The sequence below is a fragment of the Rhodopirellula sp. SH410 genome (assembly GCF_055811895.1).
On the sequence record NZ_CM147949.1, the window covers coordinates 8106936 to 8132707 of the forward strand.

Annotated in this window: 18 protein-coding genes and 1 pseudogene; 9 read left to right on the plus strand and 10 right to left on the minus strand. The window is 57.0% G+C overall.

Features of this window, described 5'->3' with window-relative positions; all coding sequences use genetic code 11:
• Window positions 1–364: 364 nt before the first annotated feature.
• Window positions 365–1762, plus strand: coding sequence for a glutamate decarboxylase (gad, locus tag SH410x_RS29880; protein WP_473673477.1), 1398 nt, complete (start codon window positions 365–367; stop codon window positions 1760–1762).
• Between the two features lie 231 nt (window positions 1763–1993).
• Here the strand turns inward: gad and SH410x_RS29885 are convergent, their stop codons facing one another.
• From SH410x_RS29885 to SH410x_RS29910, 6 genes are all read right to left on the minus strand, one after another.
• Complete coding sequence (locus SH410x_RS29885) at window positions 1994–3247, minus strand: OmpP1/FadL family transporter (RefSeq protein WP_473673479.1); 1254 nt, start codon at window positions 3245–3247, stop codon at window positions 1994–1996.
• Window positions 3248–3717: 470 nt separating this feature from the next.
• A complete protein-coding gene (locus tag SH410x_RS29890; RefSeq protein WP_473673481.1) occupies window positions 3718–5016 on the minus strand; it encodes an LssY C-terminal domain-containing protein in 1299 nt (432 codons plus the stop codon).
• A 21-nt stretch (window positions 5017–5037) separates the two neighbouring features.
• Window positions 5038–6378: an AI-2E family transporter gene (locus SH410x_RS29895; RefSeq protein WP_473673483.1), complete on the minus strand. Its 1341-nt coding sequence runs from the start codon at window positions 6376–6378 to the stop codon at window positions 5038–5040.
• 427 nt (window positions 6379–6805) lie between these two features.
• On the minus strand, window positions 6806–7006 hold the full coding sequence (locus tag SH410x_RS29900; RefSeq protein ID WP_473677451.1) for a hypothetical protein: 201 nt from the start codon (window positions 7004–7006) through the stop codon (window positions 6806–6808).
• 156 nt (window positions 7007–7162) lie between these two features.
• Window positions 7163–7405 carry a hypothetical protein gene (locus SH410x_RS29905; RefSeq protein ID WP_473673484.1) on the minus strand — a complete coding sequence of 81 codons (243 nt, stop codon included), beginning with the start codon at window positions 7403–7405 and terminating at the stop codon, window positions 7163–7165.
• Window positions 7405–9921 carry an arylsulfatase gene (locus SH410x_RS29910; RefSeq protein ID WP_473673486.1) on the minus strand — a complete coding sequence of 839 codons (2517 nt, stop codon included), beginning with the start codon at window positions 9919–9921 and terminating at the stop codon, window positions 7405–7407. The genes SH410x_RS29905 and SH410x_RS29910 overlap by 1 nt, the downstream gene beginning before the upstream one ends.
• Before the next feature lie 537 nt (window positions 9922–10458).
• On the opposite strand from SH410x_RS29910, the gene SH410x_RS29915 reads away from it, so the two are divergent.
• The 3 genes and pseudogenes from SH410x_RS29915 (at window position 10459) to SH410x_RS29925 (ending at window position 14999) form a co-directional block, all read left to right on the plus strand.
• Window positions 10459–12075: a transposase gene (locus SH410x_RS29915; RefSeq protein ID WP_473668332.1), complete on the plus strand. Its 1617-nt coding sequence runs from the start codon at window positions 10459–10461 to the stop codon at window positions 12073–12075.
• A gap of 307 nt (window positions 12076–12382) precedes the next feature.
• Window positions 12383–12745: pseudogene (locus SH410x_RS29920) on the plus strand (Uma2 family endonuclease); the annotation flags it as partial.
• A gap of 505 nt (window positions 12746–13250) precedes the next feature.
• Window positions 13251–14999, plus strand: a complete 1749-nt coding sequence (locus tag SH410x_RS29925) for a sodium:solute symporter (RefSeq protein ID WP_473673488.1) — start codon at window positions 13251–13253, stop codon at window positions 14997–14999.
• On the opposite strand, the gene SH410x_RS29930 is transcribed toward SH410x_RS29925, so the two are convergent.
• Both SH410x_RS29930 and SH410x_RS29935 read right to left on the minus strand, forming a co-directional pair.
• Entirely contained in the window at window positions 14977–15840 is an 864-nt protein-coding gene (locus tag SH410x_RS29930; RefSeq protein WP_473673490.1) for a DUF502 domain-containing protein, read from the minus strand. The genes SH410x_RS29925 and SH410x_RS29930 overlap by 23 nt on opposite strands.
• 345 nt (window positions 15841–16185) lie before the next feature.
• Window positions 16186–17115, minus strand: coding sequence for a ComFC family protein (locus SH410x_RS29935; protein WP_473673492.1), 930 nt, complete (start codon window positions 17113–17115; stop codon window positions 16186–16188).
• A gap of 263 nt (window positions 17116–17378) precedes the next feature.
• Here SH410x_RS29935 and SH410x_RS29940 point away from each other — a divergent pair, with 263 nt between their 5' ends.
• Window positions 17379–17759, plus strand: coding sequence for a hypothetical protein (locus tag SH410x_RS29940; RefSeq protein ID WP_473673494.1), 381 nt, complete (start codon window positions 17379–17381; stop codon window positions 17757–17759).
• Window positions 17760–18161: 402 nt separating this feature from the next.
• The gene (locus SH410x_RS29945) at window positions 18162–18833 is read left to right on the plus strand and encodes an RNA polymerase sigma factor (RefSeq protein ID WP_473673496.1); all 672 of its coding nucleotides are present in this window, start codon (window positions 18162–18164) and stop codon (window positions 18831–18833) included.
• Window positions 18834–18926: 93 nt separating this feature from the next.
• Here the strand turns inward: SH410x_RS29945 and SH410x_RS29950 are convergent, their stop codons facing one another.
• Window positions 18927–19856: a DUF1571 domain-containing protein gene (locus SH410x_RS29950; RefSeq protein WP_473673498.1), complete on the minus strand. Its 930-nt coding sequence runs from the start codon at window positions 19854–19856 to the stop codon at window positions 18927–18929.
• 505 nt (window positions 19857–20361) lie between these two features.
• Here SH410x_RS29950 and recA point away from each other — a divergent pair.
• Window positions 20362–21480: a recombinase RecA gene (gene recA / locus SH410x_RS29955; RefSeq protein ID WP_473673500.1), complete on the plus strand. Its 1119-nt coding sequence runs from the start codon at window positions 20362–20364 to the stop codon at window positions 21478–21480.
• 433 nt (window positions 21481–21913) lie between these two features.
• Here the strand turns inward: recA and scpB are convergent, their stop codons facing one another.
• A complete protein-coding gene (gene scpB / locus SH410x_RS29960; protein ID WP_473673502.1) occupies window positions 21914–23167 on the minus strand; it encodes an SMC-Scp complex subunit ScpB in 1254 nt (417 codons plus the stop codon).
• Between the two features lie 694 nt (window positions 23168–23861).
• Here scpB and SH410x_RS29965 point away from each other — a divergent pair.
• On the plus strand, window positions 23862–24530 hold the full coding sequence (locus SH410x_RS29965) for a hypothetical protein (RefSeq protein ID WP_473673504.1): 669 nt from the start codon (window positions 23862–23864) through the stop codon (window positions 24528–24530).
• Window positions 24527–25699 (plus strand): cysteine desulfurase family protein, encoded by a 1173-nt coding sequence (locus SH410x_RS29970; RefSeq protein WP_473673506.1) that lies wholly within the window; start codon window positions 24527–24529, stop codon window positions 25697–25699. Before SH410x_RS29965 ends, SH410x_RS29970 begins: the two co-directional genes overlap by 4 nt.
• Window positions 25700–25772 lie beyond the last annotated feature (73 nt).

The following is a 25772-nucleotide window of genomic DNA, read 5'->3' on the forward strand; positions in this document are numbered from 1 at the left end:
GAAAGGAAGACTAGGTGAGCGGAATTCTACCCGGTTGACCCACCGAGGGAAAGTAGAACCACGGCCTCAGGCCACTGTTGATAGCGGTCAAAGGGTTTCGATCTGTACTTTCCCGCTAGAATACACGAAGCTGCCGACCTCATTCGTGAAGATCCATCACAACTGGCGTTCTGGGACCGCCATTGTGCCGATGATGTTGGCGATGGGTGCGTCTATTTTGTCTCGAGACGAGTCCTTGCGGCCCGCCGAAGGAGACAAACTGCAAGTTCCGATGGCCGCAGAAGGATTTTTGGTTCGTCCAGCCACGCACCCGATTTTAAGAACGATTAAATGACCAAATGTTTTCTCCTTGAAGGATAGCCAGATGCCCCTCCATGAAAAAGATTCCGTTCGCGAGAGTTTCACCGACGACATTTACGCATCGAGCGATCTGTCGGTTGGCATGCCGAAGTACAAGATGCCGGAGCACGAGCATGATCCGCGGCACGTGTACACCGTGGTGCGTGACGAGTTGATGCTTGATGGGAACGCGCGACAGAATTTCGCCACGTTCTGTCAGACATGGGCGGAACCCGAAGTCCGCGCCCTGATGGACGAGTGCATGGACAAGAACATGATCGACAAAGACGAGTACCCTCAGTGCGCCGAAATTGAGTCTCGCTGCGTCCACATGCTGGCCGATCTTTGGAATTCGCCGGCAGCGGCCAATACGATGGGGTGTTCGACCACGGGTTCCAGCGAAGCGGCCATGCTCAGCGGAATGGCCATGAAATGGCGCTGGCGTGCGAGACAGAAGGCTGCTGGAAAATCGATCGAAAAACCCAATATGATCTGTGGGCCGGTCCAGATTTGCTGGCACAAGTTTGCCCGCTATTGGGATATCGAGTTGCGTGAAATCCCGATGGAAAATGATCGCTTAATCATGTCGCCCGAAGAAGTGCTGAAACGGTGTGACGAGAACACGATTGGCGTGGTGCCCACGCTCGGCGTCACCTTCACCTGCGAGTACGAACCGGTTGCCGAGGTCGCCGCAGCCCTTGACCAACTTCAGGCCCAGACAGGCCTCGATATCCCCATGCATGTCGACGGTGCCAGCGGCGGGTTTCTGGCACCGTTCTGCTCTCCCGATCTCGTCTGGGACTTCCGCATTCCGCGGATCAAGTCCATCAATGCATCGGGCCACAAGTTCGGTCTTTCACCCCTGGGCGTCGGCTGGGTGATCTGGCGTGAAAAGGAAGATCTTCCCAAAGACCTGGTGTTCCACGTCAACTATCTCGGCGGTGACATGATCGATTTCGCGCTGAATTTCTCCCGGCCCGCAGGTTCGATTGTCTCTCAATACTACAACTTCCTGCGTCTGGGCAAGGGAGGGTATCGCAAGGTCCATACCGCTTGTTACGAAACCGCTCAATTCCTCGCCGATGAGATCGGAAAATTGGGGCCATTCGAAATCATTTATGGTGGCGAGATGGACAAGGGGATTCCGGCGATCTGCTGGAAGTTGAAAGACGAACAGGCGAAAAACTATACGCTCTACGCTCTTGCTGACAAGCTTCGGGCGCGCGGGTGGCAGGTACCGGCCTATTCCATGCCCGCCAACTGTCAAAATCTGGTGATCCAACGGATACTCGTTCGTCACGGAGTTAGCCGCGATTTGGCCGGTCTCTTACTCGATGACATGAAACGAGCAATTGACTTCTTCGAGAAGCATTCGGTACACGCGTTGATGACTGCCGATGAAGCGTCTGGCTTTCATCACTAAGAGCGGCAGCAAAACCCGAACCGAGCAGCCAGCTCGCAGGCCTGCCGCCCCTCGCAGGCCTGCCGCCCCTCACGGGGCTACGCTGTGATGCCTGTTTTCGGGGCAAAGCCCCGTCAGTTTACCCAGCCCAGGGCAACGCCCTGGGGATAGGATTCACCATCAATCGGTAGGGCCAACGGCCCGGCCTTTTGTGGTTGCTCAGCTGTGACCAAATCACCAACCGGAACCGTATCACCAACTCACCGGCGCGGCGACGTGTTCGCAACCACCACGCCCGAACCGCCAAGTCGTTCCGAAACCAACCCAGTAGCTCTCCACCGAGCCGGTCGTCGCACCAAATGTTTGCGACGCTCGGAACATGCCACCGGCGAACAGATCGAGATCGACTCCGGGCAAGATGTCGGTGAGGCCGATACCACCACTGATCCGATGTTGATTGATATTCGGGAATAACGCTTGGACATAGTCGACCCCTGCTTGAGGTGTGATTGGACCGAAGCTTGGCGCAACGATGTCTCTCGATGCGTTCTCTGCGTAGACATATCCAGCGCGGAATTTGGCTCCTCGATCGGTTCTGTATTGCAGACCGGTTTGCACCGCAAATTGATCTTCCCACATGGCACCGAAAAAGTCGGTGTCCGACCAGTTAAAATACAGGAGGTCGACGGCGACGAGCAGCTTGCCATCGAGCAGCGAAGTATCCGCGATTCCGAGCCCATACTTGTTCGGTAACGATACATCGAAGTTCTGGAATGGCTGACCTGGTCCGCCTATCCGGACAAAGTCAACGAAGTTGAATTGTTGCTTGGTATGCCAATAGCCGCCGATCGTCGTGGCCTCCCGAAGTTCGTAGGTCAACCCCAATGCAGCACGCAAGTTATAGGCTGGGGTGGACGAACTCGTCCCAGCAAAGATGCCGTCCATCGAGGCTGATCCGACGGTACCCTGAAAACCAAGTGAAAGGCGATCGGTCAATTCGACCCCTACTCCCAAGGCGGTCTGCAAGACTTGCATATCCGCCGCGGTGCCGTTGCTGGCAATGTCCTGATTGTAGTTGGCACCGAGTCCGGAAGAAGTCAACAGTCCCAGCCCCACGGTGGCCGGTAGCCCGAGTGCGGTAAGGTCTTGAGTCACTCCAATGTTGCCGACGATCGAACCGGGGCGTTGCGACTTGGCACTGTACGGCTGAATGGTGCCGCCCGCCAGAGGCGCAGTATTTTCCAGATTAATCGTTGGTTCGGCCCATCCGCCGCTGAAGCTGAACTGGGTCCCCTTGAATTGCGACAGCGTCGCCGGGTTGAGGGCCAAAGTCGTTTGAAGATCTTGGGGGCGAGCGATACCAGTTCCCCCCATGCCGCCTGAAGCGGGCAGCATACTGGCCTGGAGTTCCACTCCAAATGCCTGTCCAAAACTCTGTTGGGGTGCAATCGCAATGAAGTGACACGCGAGCGCCGCCATTACCGCCAAACGCTTTTTAATCGACATAATCGGCACTCCCTTGCCCATGTGTGATCCCCTGCCAGCTCGATGTTCTGGGCAGGGTTTGATCTGAGTATCGACTCACTTCGTGTCTCAATTCCAGCGAAGACGTTACAAAACGAACGGGTGGGTCGATCCATGCCCTCCTATCCCGAATCACCCGACCAACCATCAAACGCTCCTCATCGCGACGCCCATTGGAGAAATTGATCTGTTGCCAGGCCCTCACGAATTGACATCGAATTCCATGGGGGCATCGCTCGTTACACCGATTGCACCTCGGAAGATTTCAATACAGGTATTGGCGTTGTTTGGCGGTACGCCGACATGTGCAAAAGCGAAAAGACGACCAGCGGAAGCAAGTCAACAACCTTGATTACTCAAACCAGCGTTCTCAGCTTGGACCTGACAAGTGGCGGTTTTGTCGATGCCCGTGCTGATTGCCCGCTGCCGGATAACTCGCTGACGATTTCCTGCTAGCCGACGACTTTGGGCGGTTGCCAGTTGAGGAACGACGCGGATGTCTGCTCCGCCGAGAGGATGAGCACGGCGCGGCTGCCATCGGTGACATAAGGGTCTCCCGTCAAATTTCGTCGGGGCGACGTCGACTCCGATTCGCCGACACCATCGACGTAGCCCATCTTCCGAAGATGACCAGCGCCCAAAATATCTTCAATCACATAATCGCGAGCATCGTCGACATCGGGATCGATCCGATGGGTCGTGAGATTCCAGGTCCGCCAAGTAAATCGGACACCGATATCACGACTGACTTGACCCACCCACACCGGTTGACCGTCATAGCGCAGCGGTGTCAGCCACAACCGTAGGTGCAATCGCTCGTTGATCGAATGACGAGTTCGTTGGAGAGCGAAGTCTTGACTGCGACCTTCGAGGAACAGCGGACTGACCGGCGAATACCGGTAGTGAGATCCAAACAAAAATGCCTTGGCGGTTTTCCAGCAGGTCGCCAGCGTGATCGTCTCGGTCTCGTCCCAGCGAGTCCCGAAGGAGGTCAAAATGGTGTGAAAGTCAGCGATGACGACCAAGTTCACGGGATCGCCTTCTCGCGTGGCCAAGTGATTGCAAGTTGCACGGGGCTGCTGACGCAGCCGTTCTTGCAATGTTGTTTCATCACAGTCGACCAGCTTCTCGGTCTTGTAGAGATCATCAAACGGGCGGTGTTTGTAGTCAACCGTGATGCCGGGGATCGGAACCGAGAGTACGAACTCATGCGTTTTTTCGGGCTTGACAACCCTCAATCGCACTATTTTCTGACCATCGTCGATCAGCGTAAACAAAAAACCGCTCGCGGTTGTTCCCGACTCAATCGCACCGATGGGCAACGCGTGTTCGCGAAAGAACGCGTCCATCCTGCGATTGGCACGGCGAGCACTCCAGTATTTCAATGGCAAGATGATCAGCAGTGGAAAGAAGAACCACGCCAGGGCGCCAAATTCGAGGAGCCGCTTGGCAATCGCGAAGTGATTGACCATTGCCGCTTCAATCGGTGGATAGTAGTTCGGGTCAAGATAGACGCGATCAAAAAACAGAGGGCCTGCGCCTTGGTTGCTAATTTCCAGCCACACCGGTTGGATTCCCCGACGCCCCATCGAAACACCGAAGAATCGCTGACTCTCCTTCTTGCTCAGTACGGCAACTTTGACGGTCACATCGCCTTCGTGGACCACCTGCAGTCGTTCCAGAAACGGGCGCTCATGAGGATTCGGTGAGTAAGCGACACCGAGGCGACGGAAAATAGTCCAGAGTCTCATCAATATCCGTGCTTTCGTATTTCAAATCGCCGTCGGCGGTGCTGGTGTCGCAGGCTCATAGACGCCGGGGATGGGGGAGTTGAGAATCACAACTCGAATGATGTAGATCGCAACGGGCACTCCTAGCACGAGCCCCCACATGCCGAAGAACTTTTCAGCGACGAGCAAGATGACGATTACCAGTACCGGGTGCAGGTGTCCGATCTTCCCAATGATTCGCGGCGACAGGATCATTCCTTCGAGCAAATGGATGAACCCAATGGCTACCATCACCTGCAAAACCATCCACAGTGAGCCATCTGGTTGCAGCATGGCGACGGCGCATATTGGTATGCCGGACAGAATGACACCGACGACGGGAATAAAGCAGGACACAAACATAACCAATGCCAGCACGAATTTATTCTCAACTCCAATCAGCCATAGCGCGCACAGCATCAAACATGCGTTGATCAGAGCAATCAGTACCTGCCCCTGAAAAGATTTGCCAATCAGTTTTCCCAATGCAATGAGACCAGGTGTCACTTCGTCATAGATCGGCTGGACTCGCGTGTAGCGTAGATTGGCGGTGCCACGCGTCATACCATCCCATTCGGTCAGTATGAAAACGGATAACAGTAATGCAGTGAGAACCTGAATAGGGAGTCTCACGAGATAATTGAGACCATCATCGACCCGCTTTGCCACTCCTGTCAAAACCTTCGGACCATCGTTGGTCGCGTGCTCGCGAATCCAGGCTGCCTGGGGATCGGTGGTCCACCAGTGTTTGCCCAGTGCCAACTTCGTTGCAGACTCGAACTCGGCTTGCTCCTGCGTCTCGTCCGTTAGGCCAGATTGACTCGGTTCTTCATCGCTATGGGCGGCGGTTTGAAATTGTTTCAATCCCTGCTGATAACGCTGGTCTTCAGGCAATCCAAATTGCTGATCGAATTCCCACGTGCCGATGGTCCGAGTTAATAAGGAATTCTGTAGCTTTTCTACGCTTGATGTTTGTAGCTGAGCCGCCAGATTCTTGCCCTGGTAAATTACCTCGGGCACGAAGTAGCGACCTAATCCGTAGAGAATCAAACAGCAGCATAGAAAGATCGTGAGCGTCAATACTAATTCAAGCCGCCGGGCGTCACGGCTGGGATCGACGCGACGTGTGAGAGCTGCCACCAGGCTGCGGACAGTGAAACAGAGCAAAAAGGTTAGGAATCCAATCAGGAAGAAATCACGCAGTAGGTAGAGCAGCAGGAGCAGCACGCCCCAAATCAGCGGTCGATACCACCACGTTTGTTGACTCAGCGACGAAGGAGCGGTGCTCGCAAGCTGACTCGAGACATCGCTCGGAACGTTGGATGACTCGCTGGTCATAGGCATGGCACCCAATGGAGGGAAATCGTACGTGGGTTAGGAACGAGCAGGAAATGACTGTCTGATATTGTGGCCGAACGCTCCGCGGTTGACCATTCCGACCGCGGAGTGTTCGGCCACTTATTTTCAGCTCGTTCCTTACTGATCGAATTCAAAGATCTGCTTCCAATCATTCTGCATACTAAGTGACAGCGATTCAATAACTAGCGTGGTGGATCCTATTAAAGATCCTATGCCGATGGGATCTTTCACAAAATCCACTACCAATAGCGAGTTTTATTGATTCGCTGTTGCGAATCACGGTCCAACCGTGTTTCTTCGCCTCATCGTACAACGCCTGGGTGGAGTTGCCGACCTTGGTGTCCGACAAACCTTGAGCCGGTCCGTAGGCCTGCTCACGCACCGCGTCATCGTGATCGCCAGCAGCGCGGCGCTACGGATGGTTAGGCGTTTTGTAGCCCATCATGCCGGAGTTGTAACAGCTCGGGTTGTTCCATCCGATGTCGTCTCCCCAGATGACCACGATATTGGGTTGCTTGTCCTGGGCAGACGCCGCTGCGTTGCCTCCCAGCACGATGGTTGCAGCCAGCCCTGCATGGGCCCAACTCGTTAAACGGTGTCGCGTGTTCTTCACATCACCACTTTCTCCAGATAGATGGAACGGCCAACCTCCAAATTATTCAGAGCTGCGGTCCAGAACGGCAGTCTACCGTCTGGATGGGACAAAGCTACTGACCTTCCCCTCGCACCCCCAGATGGAGCGAGGGATTTATTCTGTATTCGCGTGACGTCATCGCTGAAGTAGTCTCATGATGAACGACAGTCCAATGGTCAAAACCAAGCTGCCGATGATGGAAATGTGCAGGTGAAAGAAAAAGTTGAGCGCAATTAAGATTGCGATAAACACGCCAAGCTGCACCAAGACATTTTTGTTCATCAATTCAATTCCGTCGGTTGAGAGATCTTTGTGCTGCCGCCCCGTATCGAATTTCGCGGGGCTACCTTCACGAACACTTGCTGCGGGAGTGTTCACTACTCGCTCGTCTGATTGTTTCGCGTCGCCGCTTCGAGTTTTCTGATGTCGCTGGCCGACAGTTGTGGACGATCCAACTTCAGCGTCAGCTTGTTCAGCTTGCCGGTGAACTCGAACGGGATTTTGTAATCCGCGTCGTCAACGGGCGTTCCGGTATCACTACCGATGTCGAAAGTCTCGTCCCACTGCAAGATCAGTGGAACGGTCCTTTCCATTTTTCGTGTGGCGACTGCTTTGCCGTCGACCTTCAGCACGCCTGTGCCACTGCGGCCGATGCCGCTCATGCTGTTGAACGCCAGCGTGCCAGCGCCCAGGCCGTCATATTCGAACTCGAACTCGAGCGTATGCTTGCCGGGTGGAATTGCCTCGCCGCCTTCCCAGCGTGGACGATCCAGGTCAACCAGATTCCAGAGGAACACGGGCTTGCCTTTGAGCAGGTAAAACCCGTAGCCGCCAAAGCGTCCGCCCGAAGTCAGCAGTACCCCTTCGGCGCCACCTTCGGGAATTTCGACTTCCGCCGTGATGGTGTAAGACGTGTTCAGGATTAGCGGTGAGTCTCCTTGAGGGATGCCCGTCATCGGTAATTGATAGACAAACTCGGTGCGTCCGGCGGTGATGTTCGGCCGCGGTGAGACTAAGCGAGTCGCCACCGAAGCATCGAGCGGCAGCACCTGATACTGCTCGGCTTGTTGCAAGAAGAGCTTTTTCATCTCGGCGAGCTTGGTGGGGTTTTCGGCAGCCACGTCGTGGAACTGCGTCCAGTCTTTGCTGAGGTCGTACAATTCCCACGTCACGTTGCCGTAGGGATCCTGATTGACCGGCCCGACGATTTTCCACGGCGGGCGGATGACCTTCGTGCTGGCGATCCAGCCTTCGTGATAGATGGCATGGTCGCCCATCATTTCGAAGTACTGGGTTTTATGCGTCGAAGGCGCGTCGGCGTTCTCCTTCTTGAATGTGTAGGCGAAGCTGACCCCTTCAATCGGGGCCTGTGGAATTCCATTGACCTCTTGCGGCGCAGGAATATCGCAAACCTCCAAGAGGGTCGGTACGACGTCGATCACATGATGGAACTGATGTCGAACGCCGCCCTCGTCGTCGATGTGCCCAGGCCACGAGACGCACATCCCCTGCCGGATGCCGCCGAAATGTGACGCAATTTGCTTGGACCACTTGAACGGAGTGTCCAAGGCCCACGACCACGGCACCGCCATGTGGTTGTACGTTTCGTCGCTGCCCCACACGTCATAGAATTTCTCCAACTGCACATCGACGGGAACATCGACCCCATTGAACGAGGCGACTTCATTCGGCGTTCCTAGTAGCGTCCCTTCGACGCTGCCGCCGTTGTCACCACTGATGTAAACGATGATCGTGTTGTCGAGTTTGCCCATGTCCTCGACCGCTTGAATCACCCGGCCGATTTCGTGATCGGTATAGGCGAGATAGGCGGCGTAGACATTCACCTGGCGGATGAACAGCTTCTTTTCGTCGACGGTGAGCTCTTCCCATCGCTTCAAAAGGTCATCCGGCCAAGGCGTCAACTTAGCATTTTGGGGAATCACGCCGAGCTTCTTCTGGTTGGCGTAGATCGTTTGACGCAGTTCGTTCCAACCCTCATCGAACAGGTGCATGTCCTCGATTTTCTTGATCCACTCCGGCGTCGCATGATGCGGTGCGTGCGTGCCGCCGGGAACGTAGTAGCAGAAAAACGGCTTGCTGGGATCGATCTGGTCGATACGGTTCATCCAAGCGATCGCGTCATCGGCTTGGGCCGTGGTCAGGTTCCAGTCGGGTTTGCCCACGTAGGGATAAATGGCCGTCGTGTTGCGATACAAATTGGGCTGCCATTGGCTGGTATCGCCGCCGACGAACCCATAAAAGTACTCGAATCCCATACCGATCGGCCACTGGTCGAAAGGGCCGACCTGGCTAGCGGTGAATGTCGGCGTGTTGTGGTCCTTGCCAAACCAACTTGTCGCAAATCCGTTGTCCAGCAGCGTCTGACCGATCGTAGCCTTGTCCTTGGGAATGATGCTGTTGTAGCCAGGGAAGCCCGTCGATTGTTCGGAAATGACGCCGAAGCCCACCGAATGATGGTTCCGTCCGGTGATCAATGCCGCGCGAGTGGGCGAGCAGAGTGAAGTGGAATTAAAATTCGTATAACGCAGCCCGCTGTTGGCGATGCGATCGAGCGCGGGCGTGGGAATGACACCGCCGAAAGTGCTCGGCGCGCCGAAGCCCACATCGTCGGTCATGATCAGCAGCACATTCGGTGCTTGCTTCGGCGGCACCACGCGTGGCGCCCACCAGGCTTTTGACTGCGCCGCGTTCCGCTCAATGGTTCCACCGAATTTGGGGTCTGGCGCGGGGAGTTGGTTTCCAGGGATCGTGCTGGTGGCGCTCGGCGAGCCAGGCGTTTCGGTGGTTTTGGTTTGTGCCTGGGCGGATGACGTGAATGCCAACAAGGCGGCCATGAAGAGCCCGCTCAGGAGGATGTGTCGGTGGGGGCTCATGGTCTGATGCCGTTGTTGGTAGTGCTACTTTTCAGAATCGCTTCGCATGGATTTGAAGGTCGTGGTGGGCTCTTAAATCTTTGGTGTCGCCAATGATTCAGCCGGCGTCCCCAGCGTTCGAACCACAGTATACCCCGATTGACGGTCTTCATGCATTTCCATGCGTAGGAATATTCGCGTTACTCCAGCAGTTCGACCGCACTCGATCGCCAACTTTAGTCAAAGAAAGATTCGAGCGGGCTGCCGAGTCGCAGGCATGCAATGAAGCCTTTGCCGGGGAGGGGCTGGATCCAGTTGCCACGCGTGACACCTTCCGGCTTGGTCGGGCCAAAATAGTTCTGCCAGATGGCACCCTTGTCATCATCCAACGGTTCTAACGGGTTTACCGTAGTGGATCTTGTTAAAGATCCTGTTCTGGATGGATCTTTAACAGACGCGCCCGACAAAAGTCTCATGCTACCGGCTTCTTTCGTGGGCGAGATGCGTTACCTTTTGCTGTCTGGATTTAGCTTTTTTCTTCGAGTGGTCGGTTAGTCAGTGAAAACCATCGAACTACCTACGCAGCAAAGACTTTTCGACCCGTTCGAGGGCGTCATCGGCCCCATGGGGCGAAAGATGATTGACAACGGATGGCAGGGCCTCCTTCGCGACGTGCTCTTGGAGCAGATGCCCATCGGCCTCGTCGGTGAGCATCTCAGTGACGATCAAGGACGACCAACCTTTGAGTTGCACGCGATCATCGCGCTCCTCTGGATCCGTGACTTTCAAGGTTGGACTGTCCCCCAGGCCCACGAAGCACTGCTGTTCCGAACCGACATCCAGTACGCACTGAACTTGGAGCCAAGCACCGAAGTCACTCAGCGAACCATTGAACGCTACATCGCTCGAATGCAAAGCAACGAGAAGATCAGTGAGGAGATCTTCGCAGGCGTTACCGACACCCTGCTGCAAAGCATGGAAGTCAAAGTCAAAAAACAGCGTCTCGATTCCACCCATGTGCTCAGCGACATGGCCACCCTGGGACGCGCCCAAATGATCGGCGTGGCCCTGCGGCGGTTCTTCAAGAAAGTCGAAAAGCACGACGCTCAGTCTGGTTCGGCTAGGCTGATCGACCGATTTGACGACGAGCTTTTGGCCCGCTACCGCAAGCAATCCGACAGCCGAATCTTTGGCGACGCACGCACTACCGAACAGCGGAAAATTGCGTTGCAGCAAGCCGCCGAAGACCTCTGCTTAATCCTCAATGAATTAACCGAAACCAAACCGATCTGCGACTGGGACTCCTTCAAACAACTGCAAACGATCTTTAACCAGCAGTGCGAACTTCGGGAAGAATTCGTCGAAGTTCGCAAGAAAACCGGCGGCCATGTGATCGTCAATCCGTCGGATCCCGACGCGACCTACAGCGGTCACAAAGGAGCCGGATACCAGGTTCAAATCGCCGAGACGTTCAACGAAGACGGCGAGCCGAACTTGATTACTTCGGCCAAAGTCGAAACCGCTGCGGACAACGACGCCGATGCGGTCTCGCCGGTGTTGGAGGACTTGAAAAAGCGGGATGTCATGCCAGACGAACTGCTGGCTGATACCGCTTACGGTGGCGACGCCAACGTCGAGTCGGCTAAGCAAGAAGGCGTCGAATTGGTCGCTCCGGTGCCAGGCTCGAAGAAGTACGATGCTGATGAAATCGGCTACGACCAATTCAAGCTCAACTGCGCCGGTGAACTGGAGTCTTGCCCGGCTGGTCACGCTCCCGAGTCGACCAACTACAACGCCAAAGGCGACTACACTTTCGCACAGATGGATCCCGAGAAGTGCCAGCACTGCCCGCTGCTTGCACACTGCCGCGTTCAACGCAATCGGGACACCGAGCAGCCGACCGGCCGCATTCAATTTACCGGCAGTGCGGTTCGAGCCGACGCGCGTCGTCGCCACGAGCAGAGCGACGAGTTCCGCGATAGGTACCGTTGGCGGTCGGGTATCGAAGGGACCAACGGTTGCCTCAAGCGAATGATGGGCTTGGGTCGGCTCCGCGTTCGCGGCCACAATGCGGTGAAGCTTTCGATCCTACTGAAGCTGGCCGGTTGGAATCTGCTTCGAGCGGTGGCAATGCGCCGCCAGCGAAAGAATTCGCTCCAATTGGCCATTAACTAGGAAAAACAGGGGCAATAGGCGACTAGGACGACGGTTCATGTAGAGCCTGCGACTCCTCGACAGTCAAACCAGGGCCTCCAGAGAGGCCCCAGCTAAAAAATTTTGCACCACCAAAAAAAGTCGCCCGCAGCAAAGCCACCTAATGTCGGTTCCGTCTTAACAAGATCCACTACGCCAGTTATTGATCCCGCGTTGCTAAGCAGGTTCGGGAAAGTCTTTCGGTCTATTGGCAGGTTTAGCGGTCCAGGCTAACGCCCAAACGGCTAATAAGGTTATGCGGAATAAATAACCCGAACCTGCTTATTACCCTGATCTTCAGGTCATCTGCGAAAGCAACGCTCCCACCGATGTTTTTCAGGATCAACCAGCATTGATCATCGAAGTCTTGTCTCCATCGACCCGAGCGTATGACTGCGATGAAAAACTCAATGCCTACCTGAAGATCCCGTCGCTGGGGTGTTACATCATCCTTGAGCAGCACATCCCGTTTGCGATCGTCATGCGGCGAACTCCAGACGGTTTCTTACGGGAGACCTATGAGGGGATCGATATGAAGATCGCCTTGCCGTTCATTGACTGCACGTTCACGTTGCGTGACGTCGATGATGGCGTCGAATTCACCAGCAGCTGCGTTCAAGAACCCGAAGAGGCCTACGATGCTGCAGAGTAGTGCAGTAGGTCCGGTTCCACCGGCGATGAGTTGCAGTATGGGGCATTGGCGAGTCGGTCCCCAGCGGACACGTTCCCGATCAGACATAGGCAGCATCCGTTGGAAACGTACCGATTCAGTATGATTTAGGAACGAGCGGAAAATAAGTGGCCGAACGCTCCGCGGTCGGAATGGTCGACCGCGGAGCGTTCGGCCACAATTTCAGACAGTCATTTCCCGCTCGTTCCTTACAAGGCCCTCATGCAGGCGAGATTGACTGCGCGGTCGTTGGCGATCAGCGGCCCATATCGGGTGTCGACAGATCCAGACGTGGCCGTGGGATCGGTTGTCTGGAGCAAAATGGAGAGCTGTGAACCAGAGTCTGAGAAGAACGCCCTGTTTAATTTGGATTGGCAGAAGTTTACTATCCGACTGCAAACTTGCTATTTTAGGGCGGCATCTGAAGTTCATCGGCGGAACCGGTGGGCCGTGACAGTTTAATCCCCATCGACGACGGTTTCGTTTCATGCCTGATTCTTTAACGCCGATCGAGATTCCAGTCATCTTGTCAGCGGCGAGCAACCTGACGCTGATCGATTGGGGAGTGATCGCGGGTTACTTTTTGATCATGGCCGGCGTGGTGGCTTGGTCGTCCCGCCGCCAGAACAACACGGCGGACTATTTCTTAGCGGGGCGCAACGTCGGCTGGTTCGTGATCGGAACTTCGCTGTTCGCATCGAACATTGGCTCGGAGCACATTGTCGGTTTGGCGGGTCAGGGCGCGGTGTCGGGGCTCGCGATGGCCCATTACGAACTGCACGCGTGGATCATGATCATGCTGGCTTGGTTCTTCGTGCCGTTTTACTACCGCACGGGCGTGTACACCGTGCCCGAATTTCTCGAGCTGCGTTTCGGTTCGACCTCACGCTGGATCCTCTCGGTGGTGTCGTTGGTGGCCTATGTGTTTACGAAAGTCTCGGTGACTGTGTACGCCGGGGCTGTCGTGTTTTCGGCATTGTTGCCTGACACGTTCGGGTCACCCGCAGCTGCGTTTTGGATTGGCGCGATCGCCACGGTGCTGTTGACGGGGTTGTATACCGTGTTCGGCGGCCTGCGGGCCGTCTTGTTCACCGATGCGGCGCAAGCCCTAATTTTATTGGTGGGCTCGATCTGCATCACATTCATCGGTCTCCAACAACTCGGCGGCTGGGAAGAGCTCCGCGTGATGGCCAAGGCGAACGCGGATGCGTTTGCGTTGTGGCGACCGATCGACGATCCCAATTTCCCATGGCTGGGGATTTTGATTGGATCCCCGATCGTCGGTGTGTGGTATTGGTGTACCGATCAATACATTGTTCAGCGCACACTCTCGGCCAAAAATCTCCGCAACGCGCGCCGCGGAGCGCTGTGGGGTGGCGTGTTGAAGGTGTGGCCGGTATTCATTTTTTTGGTTCCCGGATTGATCGGGTGGGCCTTGCACAGCAAAGGGCTGATCACGATTCCATCGAAAATGATGGCCGATGGCAGCATGGGTTTGGATGGAGACAAGGTATTTCCGACGCTGGTGACGTCGCTGCTGCCCGTTGGATTACGTGGTCTGGTGGTGGCAGGTTTATTGGCGGCACTGATGAGTTCGCTGTCGTCGCTTTTCAATTCGGCCGCTTCGCTATTTACGATTGACATCTATCAGAAATTGCGTCCGGGGCACTCCGAGCAGCACCTCGTTCGTGTCGGGCGAATTGCGACGCTCGTTGTCGTCGCGGCCGGTTTAGCGTGGATCCCGGTCATGGCCCGTATTTCCGGCGGCGGATTGTATGAGTATTTGCAATCCGTGCAGGGCTATCTGGCGCCGCCGATCACGGCGGTGTTTCTTGTTGGGTTGCTATGGCCGCGGATGAATTCGCCTGCTGCGGTCGTGGGTTTGACCTTTGGCTTTGCGCTCGGGTTGGGCAAAACGATCGTGCAAGCGATCTATGGCAGCGGCCCGGGCAAGGTCTCATCGCCTGCGTTGCTCGCCTGGATAGGCGATGCGAATTTTCTGTATTTCTCGTCCGTGTTATTCGCGATTTGTTTGCTGGTGATCGTGGTGACCACGCTCTGCACACGAGCACCTGATCCCGAGCGAGTGCGGGGCCTGACGTGGGGTTCTCGGAGCGAGGCCGACGTCCGTGAGATTCGTGAAAGCTGGACGCCCGTGGACGTCGTCATGACCGTCGCCATCTTGGGGCTGGTGATCAGTGTCTACCTGTACTTCACGTTTTGGTTGGCGTACTGAGCCTGGCGGCCGGTTGGGTGGGCAGCTCTTTGGTAGGGTACTCGACCCGCTGTTGAGGCGGCACGACGACGCCGCAACTGACCACGAATTGGATCGCTTCGTCGATCGTCAGTTCCAAGTCAATCGCTTCGCTGCGACGGACCGTGACGGTGAACCCCGTCATCGGCATCGGGCTGGTCGGCATCAGGACGCTGAGCATCGGTTCGCCGGCGGCTTCGGAGATTTCCCGCATTCCGTTGCCGGTTACAAAACCGAGCGACCAAATTCCCTCGCGCGGATATTGGATCGCTACCACCCGGTTGAACTCGATCTGGCGATCATCGAACGCGAAATCGGTGATCTGTTTCACACTGCCGTACACTTTGTTGACGATCGGGATGCGCAGGATGGTGGCATCGAACGTGCTTACAAACCAGCGACCGATGCCACCGGTGAAGGCACGACCTAGGAAGTACAGCAGCGAGATGAACAGGATCAGGAAGACTGGGACCACGATCCAGCGTGGCATGTAATGCAGCTGGTAGTAGCGATCCCAGTACGCTGTGGCGGTTTTGGGGGGCAGCGCCGACGCACCGAACGCGTCGGCATTGTCGTCGACTTCCCGGACCACATAAGCGGGCAGGTAATGGCGCCCGGTCGGGTCGGCTGCGTAGGTTACCGAGCGATAGGTGTAGCCAGGGTGTTTTCTCCCACCGGCGGCGTCTTCGTTGGTGTCAAGGATTGCATCCTTGGGCACGCTGTGGCGGATGTCGGCAAATCCCCACACCATCAAGTAGCGAATCCCGCCCTCGACCGGGATTAAGACACGATTCTCGATCGCGCTCCATGCCCAAATCAGCACGACAATCGTTAAGAGAGGTGGTAGGACCACCCCGAGACCGCGCAGTACCGCCCGTCGCGCGCCGTGCCCTGAGGTCGGAGCCCTTCTGACCTCGGCATCATTCAGCGAGGAATCAGAGGCGCTGTCGTCGTGTGAGTTGGAATTCTGTGGGTCAGTCATAATCGTCGGCTGGCGAGGAACGCGAGGCGAAAAGAGAAGAAGTGTGAATCATCCGGCTCGCGATTTGAGGAACAAGTCCTTTCCAGCACGAGCCCCCGAGAATTCGAGCCGCCTGGAAAACTGTAGCATGTGATTTCCACTGGCAGCAGGGATCCACCCATGATTCGGCAAAATCGCCCGAAAGGTTCATGAATCCCGCATGGCGAGGGCAACCACTGCCAACGATACCCGATGAGCCCCCGCGTCGATCAGGACACCGGCAACTTCGTCGGCGGTGGCGCCGGTCGTCATCACATCATCGACCAATAACACGTCACAATCCAAGCTCGTTTTTCGCCAACGTCTGCCAATTCGAAATGCGCCTCGCACATTGTCACCGCGGGCATCGTCATCGAGCAACGCTTGCTTCGCGATCGAGCGGGTGGTCTGGACCAGGCTCACGTAGGGCAGCCCCAGGTTCTTAGCGGTGTATTGGGATAGCAAGCGTGTGCCGCTACCGCCCCGGCGGACCTGCCGCATCCACGGGCTGGGGACGCTCGTCACGATCACCGGTGCCGCGTCTTGCGCGGCTGGCGCTGTCATCTCAGGCCAGCGACTGCGGCAGCGGTCGGCCAAACGCATCGCCAGTTCCCGTGTGACGGCGGAATTGCGGGGGTATTTGGCAGCGACGACCGCGGTGCGCGCCGCATCGTGATATCGATACAGCGGCGTGATCCGAGCAAAACGATGGGGACGGGCGCGCCCCTGACACTTGGGGCAGGGCAACCAATCAGGCTCCGAGCTGGACACTTCCATTTCGCTCAGTGGATCCGCAGACACCGGGGCCGAGCGAATCAGATGTGGCGAGCGGACCCTGCGTGGCCAGCCACATCGATCGCAGGCCGTCCGCATCATGGGTTGAGACTGAATCAGCGAGGTTTCGCAGCTGGCGCAGAATGTAGCGTACCGCCGGAGCGAGTTTTCGTTCATGTTCAGACCGGTCGCTTCACCGCAGAGCACACACACCGGCGGGAAAATCAGAGGGGCCAGCGATTCCCAGAATCGCGGTGCTCGGATCCCAGTAAACCAAGGTTTTACCGCTGTTTTTCTGGATCGTGCGGGCGTGGGTGCAGACATATTTTGGAAATTTAAAGATTTTTCTAGTAGCCGGGCGAACCTTCTGCTGAAATAGTCTTCTAAGAACGTAACCGAAAACCAGTCCCACACCACGAAAACCGTGGTGTGAATGTGCCTAGTTTTCGGCACGGTTTTTACCGATCGCAGTCTCACCGACCGTCTGTTCTGCAGGGTGGTGGTTCCTTTGATGGGCCGCCACGTGAGCTGTATTTCCAATTTGTGCTCCACAACCGCACCGTAAGAAACGGTGCCGGGAGGTTCCGATGCGAACTCTGATTTCCAACCTGAATGTCATTCGTGCGACCCGCGTTAGCGGACTTCTGTGCAATGGTTTCGGCCGGATCTCGACAGTCGTCGTGAACCTTACCGAGAGACTCGCGGAGTTCACGTGGTCGGCCCATCCGGCAGACCAACGAGAACGTCGCGAGCTGTTATGGAAGCCTCTTTATGCCAGCGTCGGCAGTACGCCTGCCGACCTCGGGAGCGATAAACGCACGTGTTTTTCGCTGCAGATGGACCAAACGTGTCCATCACAGTCGCGATTATGGGGGCGACCCCAGATGACGCGTTTCGCAGTCGTCCCGGTGACCATGTCACCGCGAGCGGCGAATCGCACGAGCCAGGACCACGCGGTCATAGGCTAACGCCACCCGCATCGTACCCAGCTAGCTGACCCGAAAACGATTCTTCGTAAGCCCGTTTCGCCCCGGATTGCTGCATCCACTGCAGCCTTGAGTTCCGTGGTCTGAAACGAAGCTTCGGCGAACTGATTTCGGTCAACCCTTGATGCTGCTCGCAGAAGTCTGCTAGCGCCAGAGAGATGTTCCCAGCGCCCTGAACTGCTTTTCCTTCCAGCCTACTACTCAGCACGAGTATGTCTGGAGCCTTTGCATCGGAAAGCATGAACGGGTCGCTGCACGTTCCTCATCGGCGTGGACTCCGCCCGCGAACAGCAGAACCATCGCGATTCCTGAACGAATCTTGGAAGCTTTCACTGGCAGTTTGAAACTGGAATGCCCCTGTTTGATCCTGGGGAGGAACAAATCATGACGATCACTCTCGAAAACTCGACCCCTATCTCGGCTGCGATATTGCCGATGCACAACGTCACCCACGATGCTCCATTGACGGTCGCACAGCTCGTCGTCCTCGCGCAAGCGGGTGACCGAGATGCGTTCGGCGAACTGTTCGAACGATATCGGCCCACCATCGTGGCGCTCTCGATGCAGCGAATGCGAAATGCTCACGAAGCCGAAGAATTGGCACAGGACGTCTTTATCCAAGCGATGCAGAAGGTCGATCAATTGCGTGTCCCGGAAGCTTTCGGGGGCTGGTTGCGACAGATCGTGCACCGGATGGCCATCAACCGGGCCACCCGGGGGCGCTTGTCGGTGTCCTGTGACCCCGAAACGTTGGAGGCCACCTGTGCTGACGATGCATCGCCTCAGACGGCGTTTGAAGATCGTGAGCGAGCCGATGCCGTCCGTAGCGGTTTGACCCGCTTGGGAGACATCGACCAGCAAACCTTGCGGGCGTTTTACTTGCAAGGACAATCACTGATCGAAATGAGCGACCGCTTCGATGCTCCCGTGGGCACGATTAAGCGCCGGTTGCACACTGCTCGCAAGCGGCTTGCCGAAACGATGCGGACCGATTTTCCGGCGACCGTGCCGATGGCGGTCGTGGCGCCAGAAATCCCGGTCTGCCACGCGGTTTGATCGGGCAGTCGCTGGGGAAGCAGTGTCCCGAGCGTCTACCCGTGGAACGTATTGACGCGGAGTCCGTCTCGGACGGGGGCAATCGCCCTGGTTCTACTGGGCGAACGTGTAGTCGGGGTTGGCCGTGTCGAAGTCTCGATCGGTCAACCCGACATTCGTCTTCAGGTCGTGGTATTCGTAGGATTCGAGCAAGGGACGCTGCTCACTGCCGGCTTCCGCCCAGCCGAAGCTGCGATAGCTCACGACCAAGTTTTGCGACTGGTCGAGGACCAGTTCCGCTACCGCGAAATCGTTTTCCCGACCGCTCGGTTCGCTGCGTTCAATGCGGAGGTGGGTCAGTGGTCGATCGTCAAAAAGGTAGCCTTCTGTTTTGAACACGTGCACCTTGGGATCGTTGCGGTCCTCGCCGCCACGCTCGATCAGCTTTTCGAGAAGTCGAGTCAGTCCGATTTCGGTGATCGGATATCGCTGGCCCTGCATGGCTAGAAAACCATCGGGTTGCAGCGACACGGTCATCATCGCCCCGACCATGCCAGCTTCGCGGACCCGCATTTTTCCGTCGTTTTCGTTCTCCACCCAGATCACCTCACGTCCGCGCACACGACTGGGGGAATCAAACCGCAGGTAGACCTTTAGCGGCCCATCTGGCTTGCCACCGGCGTGCCGTGTGACGACCTTCATGTCGATTTCCGACGCCGGTTGCAGTACGCCGTTGCGGTCTTGCTCCTGTTTGGTCAGCCGCGCCGTGTAGTCATCGAGTTGGGCGATCGTCTTGGCGAGCGCGTCACCGGCGAGTTGCAGCATTTCTGCCATCGACACCTCCACTGTTTCACCGGAATCGGAAGACGGCATTGCGTTCTCGGAAGTTCGCGGTGGTGCCATGGCGATGGGTTTCGCCGGTTCGCCGCCACCACCGGCAAGCGATGCGGCGATCACGGTGAGGCACGCGGCGACCAGAGACAGTGCGATCAACCAAACCCAGTGGTTTCGCTGGCGGGGAGTTGCGGAAAGCGATTCAGGCACGGTGGGGAACCTTGGATGAGAGATGGGATTGGGCACGAAACCACTAGGGTAGCGGAGCATCGCTAGCGCTCTGCCGAATTTGTCGTGTCCGCGATGATGCGGGGGTATGGTAGCCCAACGCGTCGGCGAGGGATCTCATCGAATCCCTCACTGACGCGATTCATGGAATCGACAGTACCCACGTGTCGGGCGTGAATGATCTTTTTGCGGGCGTTCGTGGGCCGGTGACCAAACGTGTCCCAGGGCGCGGCGATACTAGTTTCGTGAGCCACATGGGGCGCACCCGCCAATGATGAATTGTTGCTGAAAACGTTTCTGGAAATTCAATCGTTTCGAACTATTTCCCCTGTCATTATCGGGGTTTCGGAATGAAATTTGTTGTCCAGGGGCTGGTTTCGCGATACCATCAACCGGCTTCTTCGTTCGGTGATGTTCAAACTGACGACGATGTTGCGTCGCTCGTGATATTTGAGCTGGAAAAGAAAAACTTAAGGAAAACAGGGATATGGCTAAGCAACCACGTACGGCGACTGCAGCAGCAGCCAAGGGTGTCAAACTCGATCCGGGCATGAAGCGAATTTTGGAGAAAGAACCGGGGCTGAAGACGACCCTGCAGCAGATCGAGAAATCATTCGGCGAAGGGGCGATCATGCCGCTCGGTGCGTCCCATAAACTCACCATCGACGGCATTCCGACGGGCTCGTTGAGCCTCGACATGGCACTGGGCGGGCAGGGGATCCCGCGTGGGCGGATCATCGAAATCTTCGGTCCGGAATCGAGCGGGAAGACGACGTTGGCGCTGCATGTCGGTGCCGAGGCACAAAAAATGGGCGGGATTGCCGCGATCATTGATGCTGAGCATGCCTTTGACCCCAGTTGGGCGAAAAAACTGGGTGTCGAGCTAGACAGTCTGCTCGTCAGTCAACCCAGCAGCGGTGAAGAGGCGATGCAGATTTGCGAAATGTTGGTCAAGAGCAATGCCGTCGATGTAATCATCATTGACTCTGTTGCCGCCCTCGTGCCCAGGGCAGAACTCGAGGGCGAGATCGGTGATAGCCACGTTGGGTTGCAGGCGCGATTGATGAGCCAGTCGATGCGGAAATTGACGGGGGCGATCGCGAAGAGCAAAACGGCGGTAATCTTCATCAACCAAATTCGCGAGAAGGTCGGTGTGATGTTCGGTAGTCCCGAGACGACACCGGGCGGCCGGGCGCTGAAGTTCTACTGCTCCTGTCGGATCGACGTCCGTCGGATCGGGGCGCTCAAGGACGGCGACGAGCAAGTCGGCCAACGCGTCAAAGCAAAAATCGTCAAGAATAAAGTGGCGCCGCCGTTCCGCATCGCGGAATTCGACATGATGCACAGTTGTGGGATCAGCTTCGAAGGCGACCTCTTGGATCTGGGGACCGAGCACAAAGTGGTCAATCGCAGCGGTGCATGGTTCAAGTATGGCGACACGTATCTCGGTCAAGGCAAAGAGAAAGCACGCAATTTCCTAATTGAAAACCCCGATATCAGGGACGAAATCAAACAGAAGGTACTCGCCGCGGGCGGTTACGCCGCGCCGCTCGATGCCGAGGCGTTGGACAGCGAAGCAGAAACCGAGGACGTCGGGAATAGCTGAGCGGAGACGCCCGGTGGACCGGGGTTTGATGCGGCGCACGCGAGCCCCGGACATGGGGCGGTGGTAGGCAAACTCAGAGCATCGCTCCATGCTTCCAGCGTTGAGATCGCGGCCCGATGGACACACGGTCCAGCGGACACACGGTCCAGCGGACACACGGTCCAGCGGCGTTTGGCGTGATTGCGTGTACGCGGGTGCTTGGGTCCCGCTACGCGTACTCACCATTCATCGCTGCAATCCCTCTGGGATCGTTGCCAATGATTGGAACCCATCGAGCAGGGTCCGGACAGCGTGTGCTCGTTGGGACGCCCCCTCGCGGCGACCGCGACGGGTGGCTTTTCTGTACCGAGATTAATCCGTGCGTGGACGCTCTGGCGGCGTCCACGCTCTGGCGAGCGTGGCCACTTCGCGAAACAGGATCAGTTCTGATCGACTAGACGTCGTCCTCTTCCTCTTCTTCGTCGGCTTCCTCGTCCCAGTCGTCGTCCTCATCATCCTCGTCGTCGTCGTCCCAATCTTCGTCAGCGTCGTCGTCGTCGACCTCTTCCCAGCTGTCGTCGGTTTCGAGGTCATCGTCTTCATCGGCGTCGTCTTCTTCATCGCCGTCCTCCTCCTCTTCGTCGTCGTCTTCTTCGTCGTCGTCCCAATCGTCGTCGTCGTCAACGAAATCGTCGTCGTCATCATCTTCGAGGCCGTTTTCGTAGAGGTCATCTTCCTCGTCTTCGATCACGGCGGTGGGTTCTATCTCGTCCGATGCAGACGTGTCCGTCCGATCAAACGACTCAGCACCCTGGTCGGCGATGCCGGTTGTAAAATGAGACAACACCGAATCGGTGGCGAGAGCGTCGGTCACTGCGAGACTCACGTCAGACTCCTTGGGGACTTGGGAAACGGTCGCTTCGACCGATTCATTAGAAGGGGAAAGTTCAGAACCGCCACCATTAGTTGTAGCGACTTGCGTACCAGAAACATCATCACAGAATCCCCGTGCGTCAATCGCTGGCAAGGCATTTATCGATGGCAATCCGCAGATTTTTAAGAAACGTTTGGTGGTTCCGTAAAGATAGGGTCGTCCGAGATCGTCGCTGCGTCCACTAATTCGGACCAAATCCAACTGCATCAGTTGCCGCAGAATCTCTCCGCAGGCGACACCGCGGACGCTTTCGACATCCGCTCGCGTGACGTCTTGGCGGTACGCCACCACTGCGAGCGTTTCCATCATCGGCCAACTCAGGCGAATTGCTGGAGCTAAAACTCCGAGTCGGCGCAACCACGGTGCAACGACCGAGCGGGTCATCATGCGACAACCGCCGGCGAGTTGTTCAATCCGAAAGCTGCGTCCGAGCGAATCGTAGAGTTCGTTCAGTTCGGCGACAAGCGTGCGTGCTTGGGTCGCGTCTTCGAGTCCCGCCAACGAGGCAATTTTGCGGTAATTCAGGGGTGATTTCGCGATCAGGAGCAACGCCTCGACACGGCTGCGGGACGCCGAAGATTCGTTCGACTGCGATTGTGTCGCCTGATCACCCGCCTCCGCAGTCGCTTCCTCGGCCCGCGACACGCCAGTGGGCAATTTCCCGGCGACGTGATTCATGAGCCCAAACGTGACATCGCGATGATTCGCGGCAGTCGCCTCGAACCGATCGCGGAGCGACGTCAGTCGTCGCCACGGGGCACCATAGGGATTCATGTTGGTTACGATGGAAGGTCGCCTTGGAGTCGAGGTCGCATAGTTTTGGAGTGGCTAGCGAACCCACCAACGCTAACCGGGCTGTTGAGTTATTGAGCCGAGTCGCGTAGGCGGTCGGGTGGCGCGCGTTACCCGACCGCCTCACGGCATTCGGCTCACCATTGGCGAGCGACAGTCGACCAAGCATTCGTTATTCTTTAAGGCCGGTCGGTATCGGTTTTGCCACACACCTATCATGAACCAGTCGCCTCTGCGTCACCAGACCGGTTAACATGCACCTGAGCTCATCACCGAAGGAACGAGCGGAAAATAAGTGGCCGAACGCTCCGCGGTCGGAATGGTCGACCGCGGAGCGTTCGACCGCAATTTCAGACAGTAATTTTCCGCTCGTTCCTAAGCGGGTCAGGGAAGTGTTTCGGTCGATTCGCCATTTGGGCGTTCGTCAGGGTTCTCGCATTCAACCGGAGTGAACGCCTAAACGGCGAATGGGGTTGTGCGCAATGAATTCCCCCGACCTGCTTCGGAAGCATGGAAGAGTGAGGGTGAAGGAATGCAAGTCGGGGTGTGTTCGGAGGCACTTTGCATCTTGCATTGATCCGTTTCGCTTTTTCATGTTCCCATACTTCAACGCACGCTCCGCACGCAACGACAACCACCCTGAACCCTCCCCTTCTCCCATTTCAATCGATTTTGCATGCAAAAAATCAATGGATCTCAACTTTGGATCTCGCTGGTTTCCGCCGTGATTCTCGGTGTTCTGCTGTGGGCGGTGATTTGCACGATGGGGTACGTCGAAGGTGAAGAATTCTCACCGACCCATTTTCGTTCACGACGGTTTTCATTTTATGAGATACCGATCATTCATTGGCAGATCACGCCGATCAATCGTTCGAGCAGCACACCGCCGACCGCCCTTCTGTTAACGCAAAAGCAGTGGATCTCCCCGCCGTCGACGCCGCCCACCCTGTGGCATCTGGCGTCGTTGCGGCGCGGCGGGAGTGAGCCCCAGGACGCGGATGCGGCGCTCCTGCTCAGCCAACTCCGGCTCCCGCGAGGCGGCGGGCAATTTTGGAGTCAGTGGAGTCAGGACCACCCAAAATTGGCCAGCATCTTGTGGCCTACCATCGGTACCCTGGCGCAGCGAGAACTGTACATTCTGATGCCACGTCTACTGGAATTGGTCCGTCCGATCGACAACGCCGACGCGTTGCGGGCGACCCAGAGGCAGTATTTGCAGAAGGAATATGCGTCCTTGGTGCGCGACATGCGAGCCGCAGGCCTGAACGATTTGGCGGACGTCTTGACGGCCGAGGCCGCCCAAGATGAGCAAAGCCCCCCTCAGAAACCAGCTGTTGATCCATGATCTACCTCGATAACAATGCCACCACAGCACTCGACCCACGCGTCGCAGACGTGTTGATGGACACGTGGCGATCCGGCCCCGCCAATGCGTCGAGCCAGCACCAGTTCGGTCGCCGTGCACGGGGGCGGCTGGAGTCGGCACTCGACCGGATTGGGAAATCGCTCGGCAGTGATCTGACACGCGTCGACGCTGCCCGGTTGATCGTGACCAGTGGGGGGACCGAAGCGAACAATCTCGCGGTGACGGGACTCGGGCCTGAGGACGGTGCGATTCTCGTCAGCACGATCGAGCATCCCAGTGTCCTCGGTGTCGCGGCGACCTTGGCGGGGCAGGGCCGTGCAGTGTTGTCGATTGGAGTCGATGCCGATGGAGTCGTGCGTCTGGACGGTTTAGAACGTGGGTTGGCCGAAGCCAAACGGTTGGACACGCCGGTCGGATTGGTTTCCATCATGTCGGCAAATAACGAGACGGGAGTGATCCAACCGATCGTTGAAATTGCGGAGATCTGTCGAAACCACGGCGTGCTGTTGCATGTCGATGCGACTCAGTCGATTGGGAAAACGCCCATCGATTTAGTGCAGTGGGGAGCCGCCGCGGTGACATTCACGCCGCACAAGTATCACGGTCCGGTCGGCGTCGGATTCCTTTGGTTGGCGCCCGGCGTCGCCATCCGTCCGTCGCTCCATGGCGGCGAGCAGCAGTTGAGCACCCGCCCGGGCACCGAACCGGTACCACTGGTGATCGCGGCGGCGGAGGCGACGGCGATTGCCGTCGCGGAACAGCCCGCCGCTGCAATCCACATGGCGAGTTTGCGGGATCGACTCGAGCGTGAGCTCCAACGCCGGCATCCCCAGCTGATCGTGCATGGACAATCGGTTCGGCGCATCGGCTCGACCACCTGTTTGTCGTTGCCCGGCACGGATCGGCAAACGATTCTGATGGCGCTCGATCTCGCGGGAGTTGCCTGCAGCAGCGGCTCGGCGTGCAGTAGCGGCAGCAGCCCCCCCAGTCATGTGTTGATGGCGATGGGGGTGGCCAAGGCGGCCGTAGACGCGGCCCTCCGGTTTGGGGTGTCCAAGTTTTCCACGGAGGAAGAAGTCACGCGAGCGATCGACGTGATTTCCAAGAAACTGCAGCCTATCGGCGGTTTTGCACATGTGGAAAACTAAGTGGAAAAGCTGGCATCGCGGCGGGGATTTGCATAGAATGGGGGGCTGACTTCTTCTCGCCAGTGAATATCTC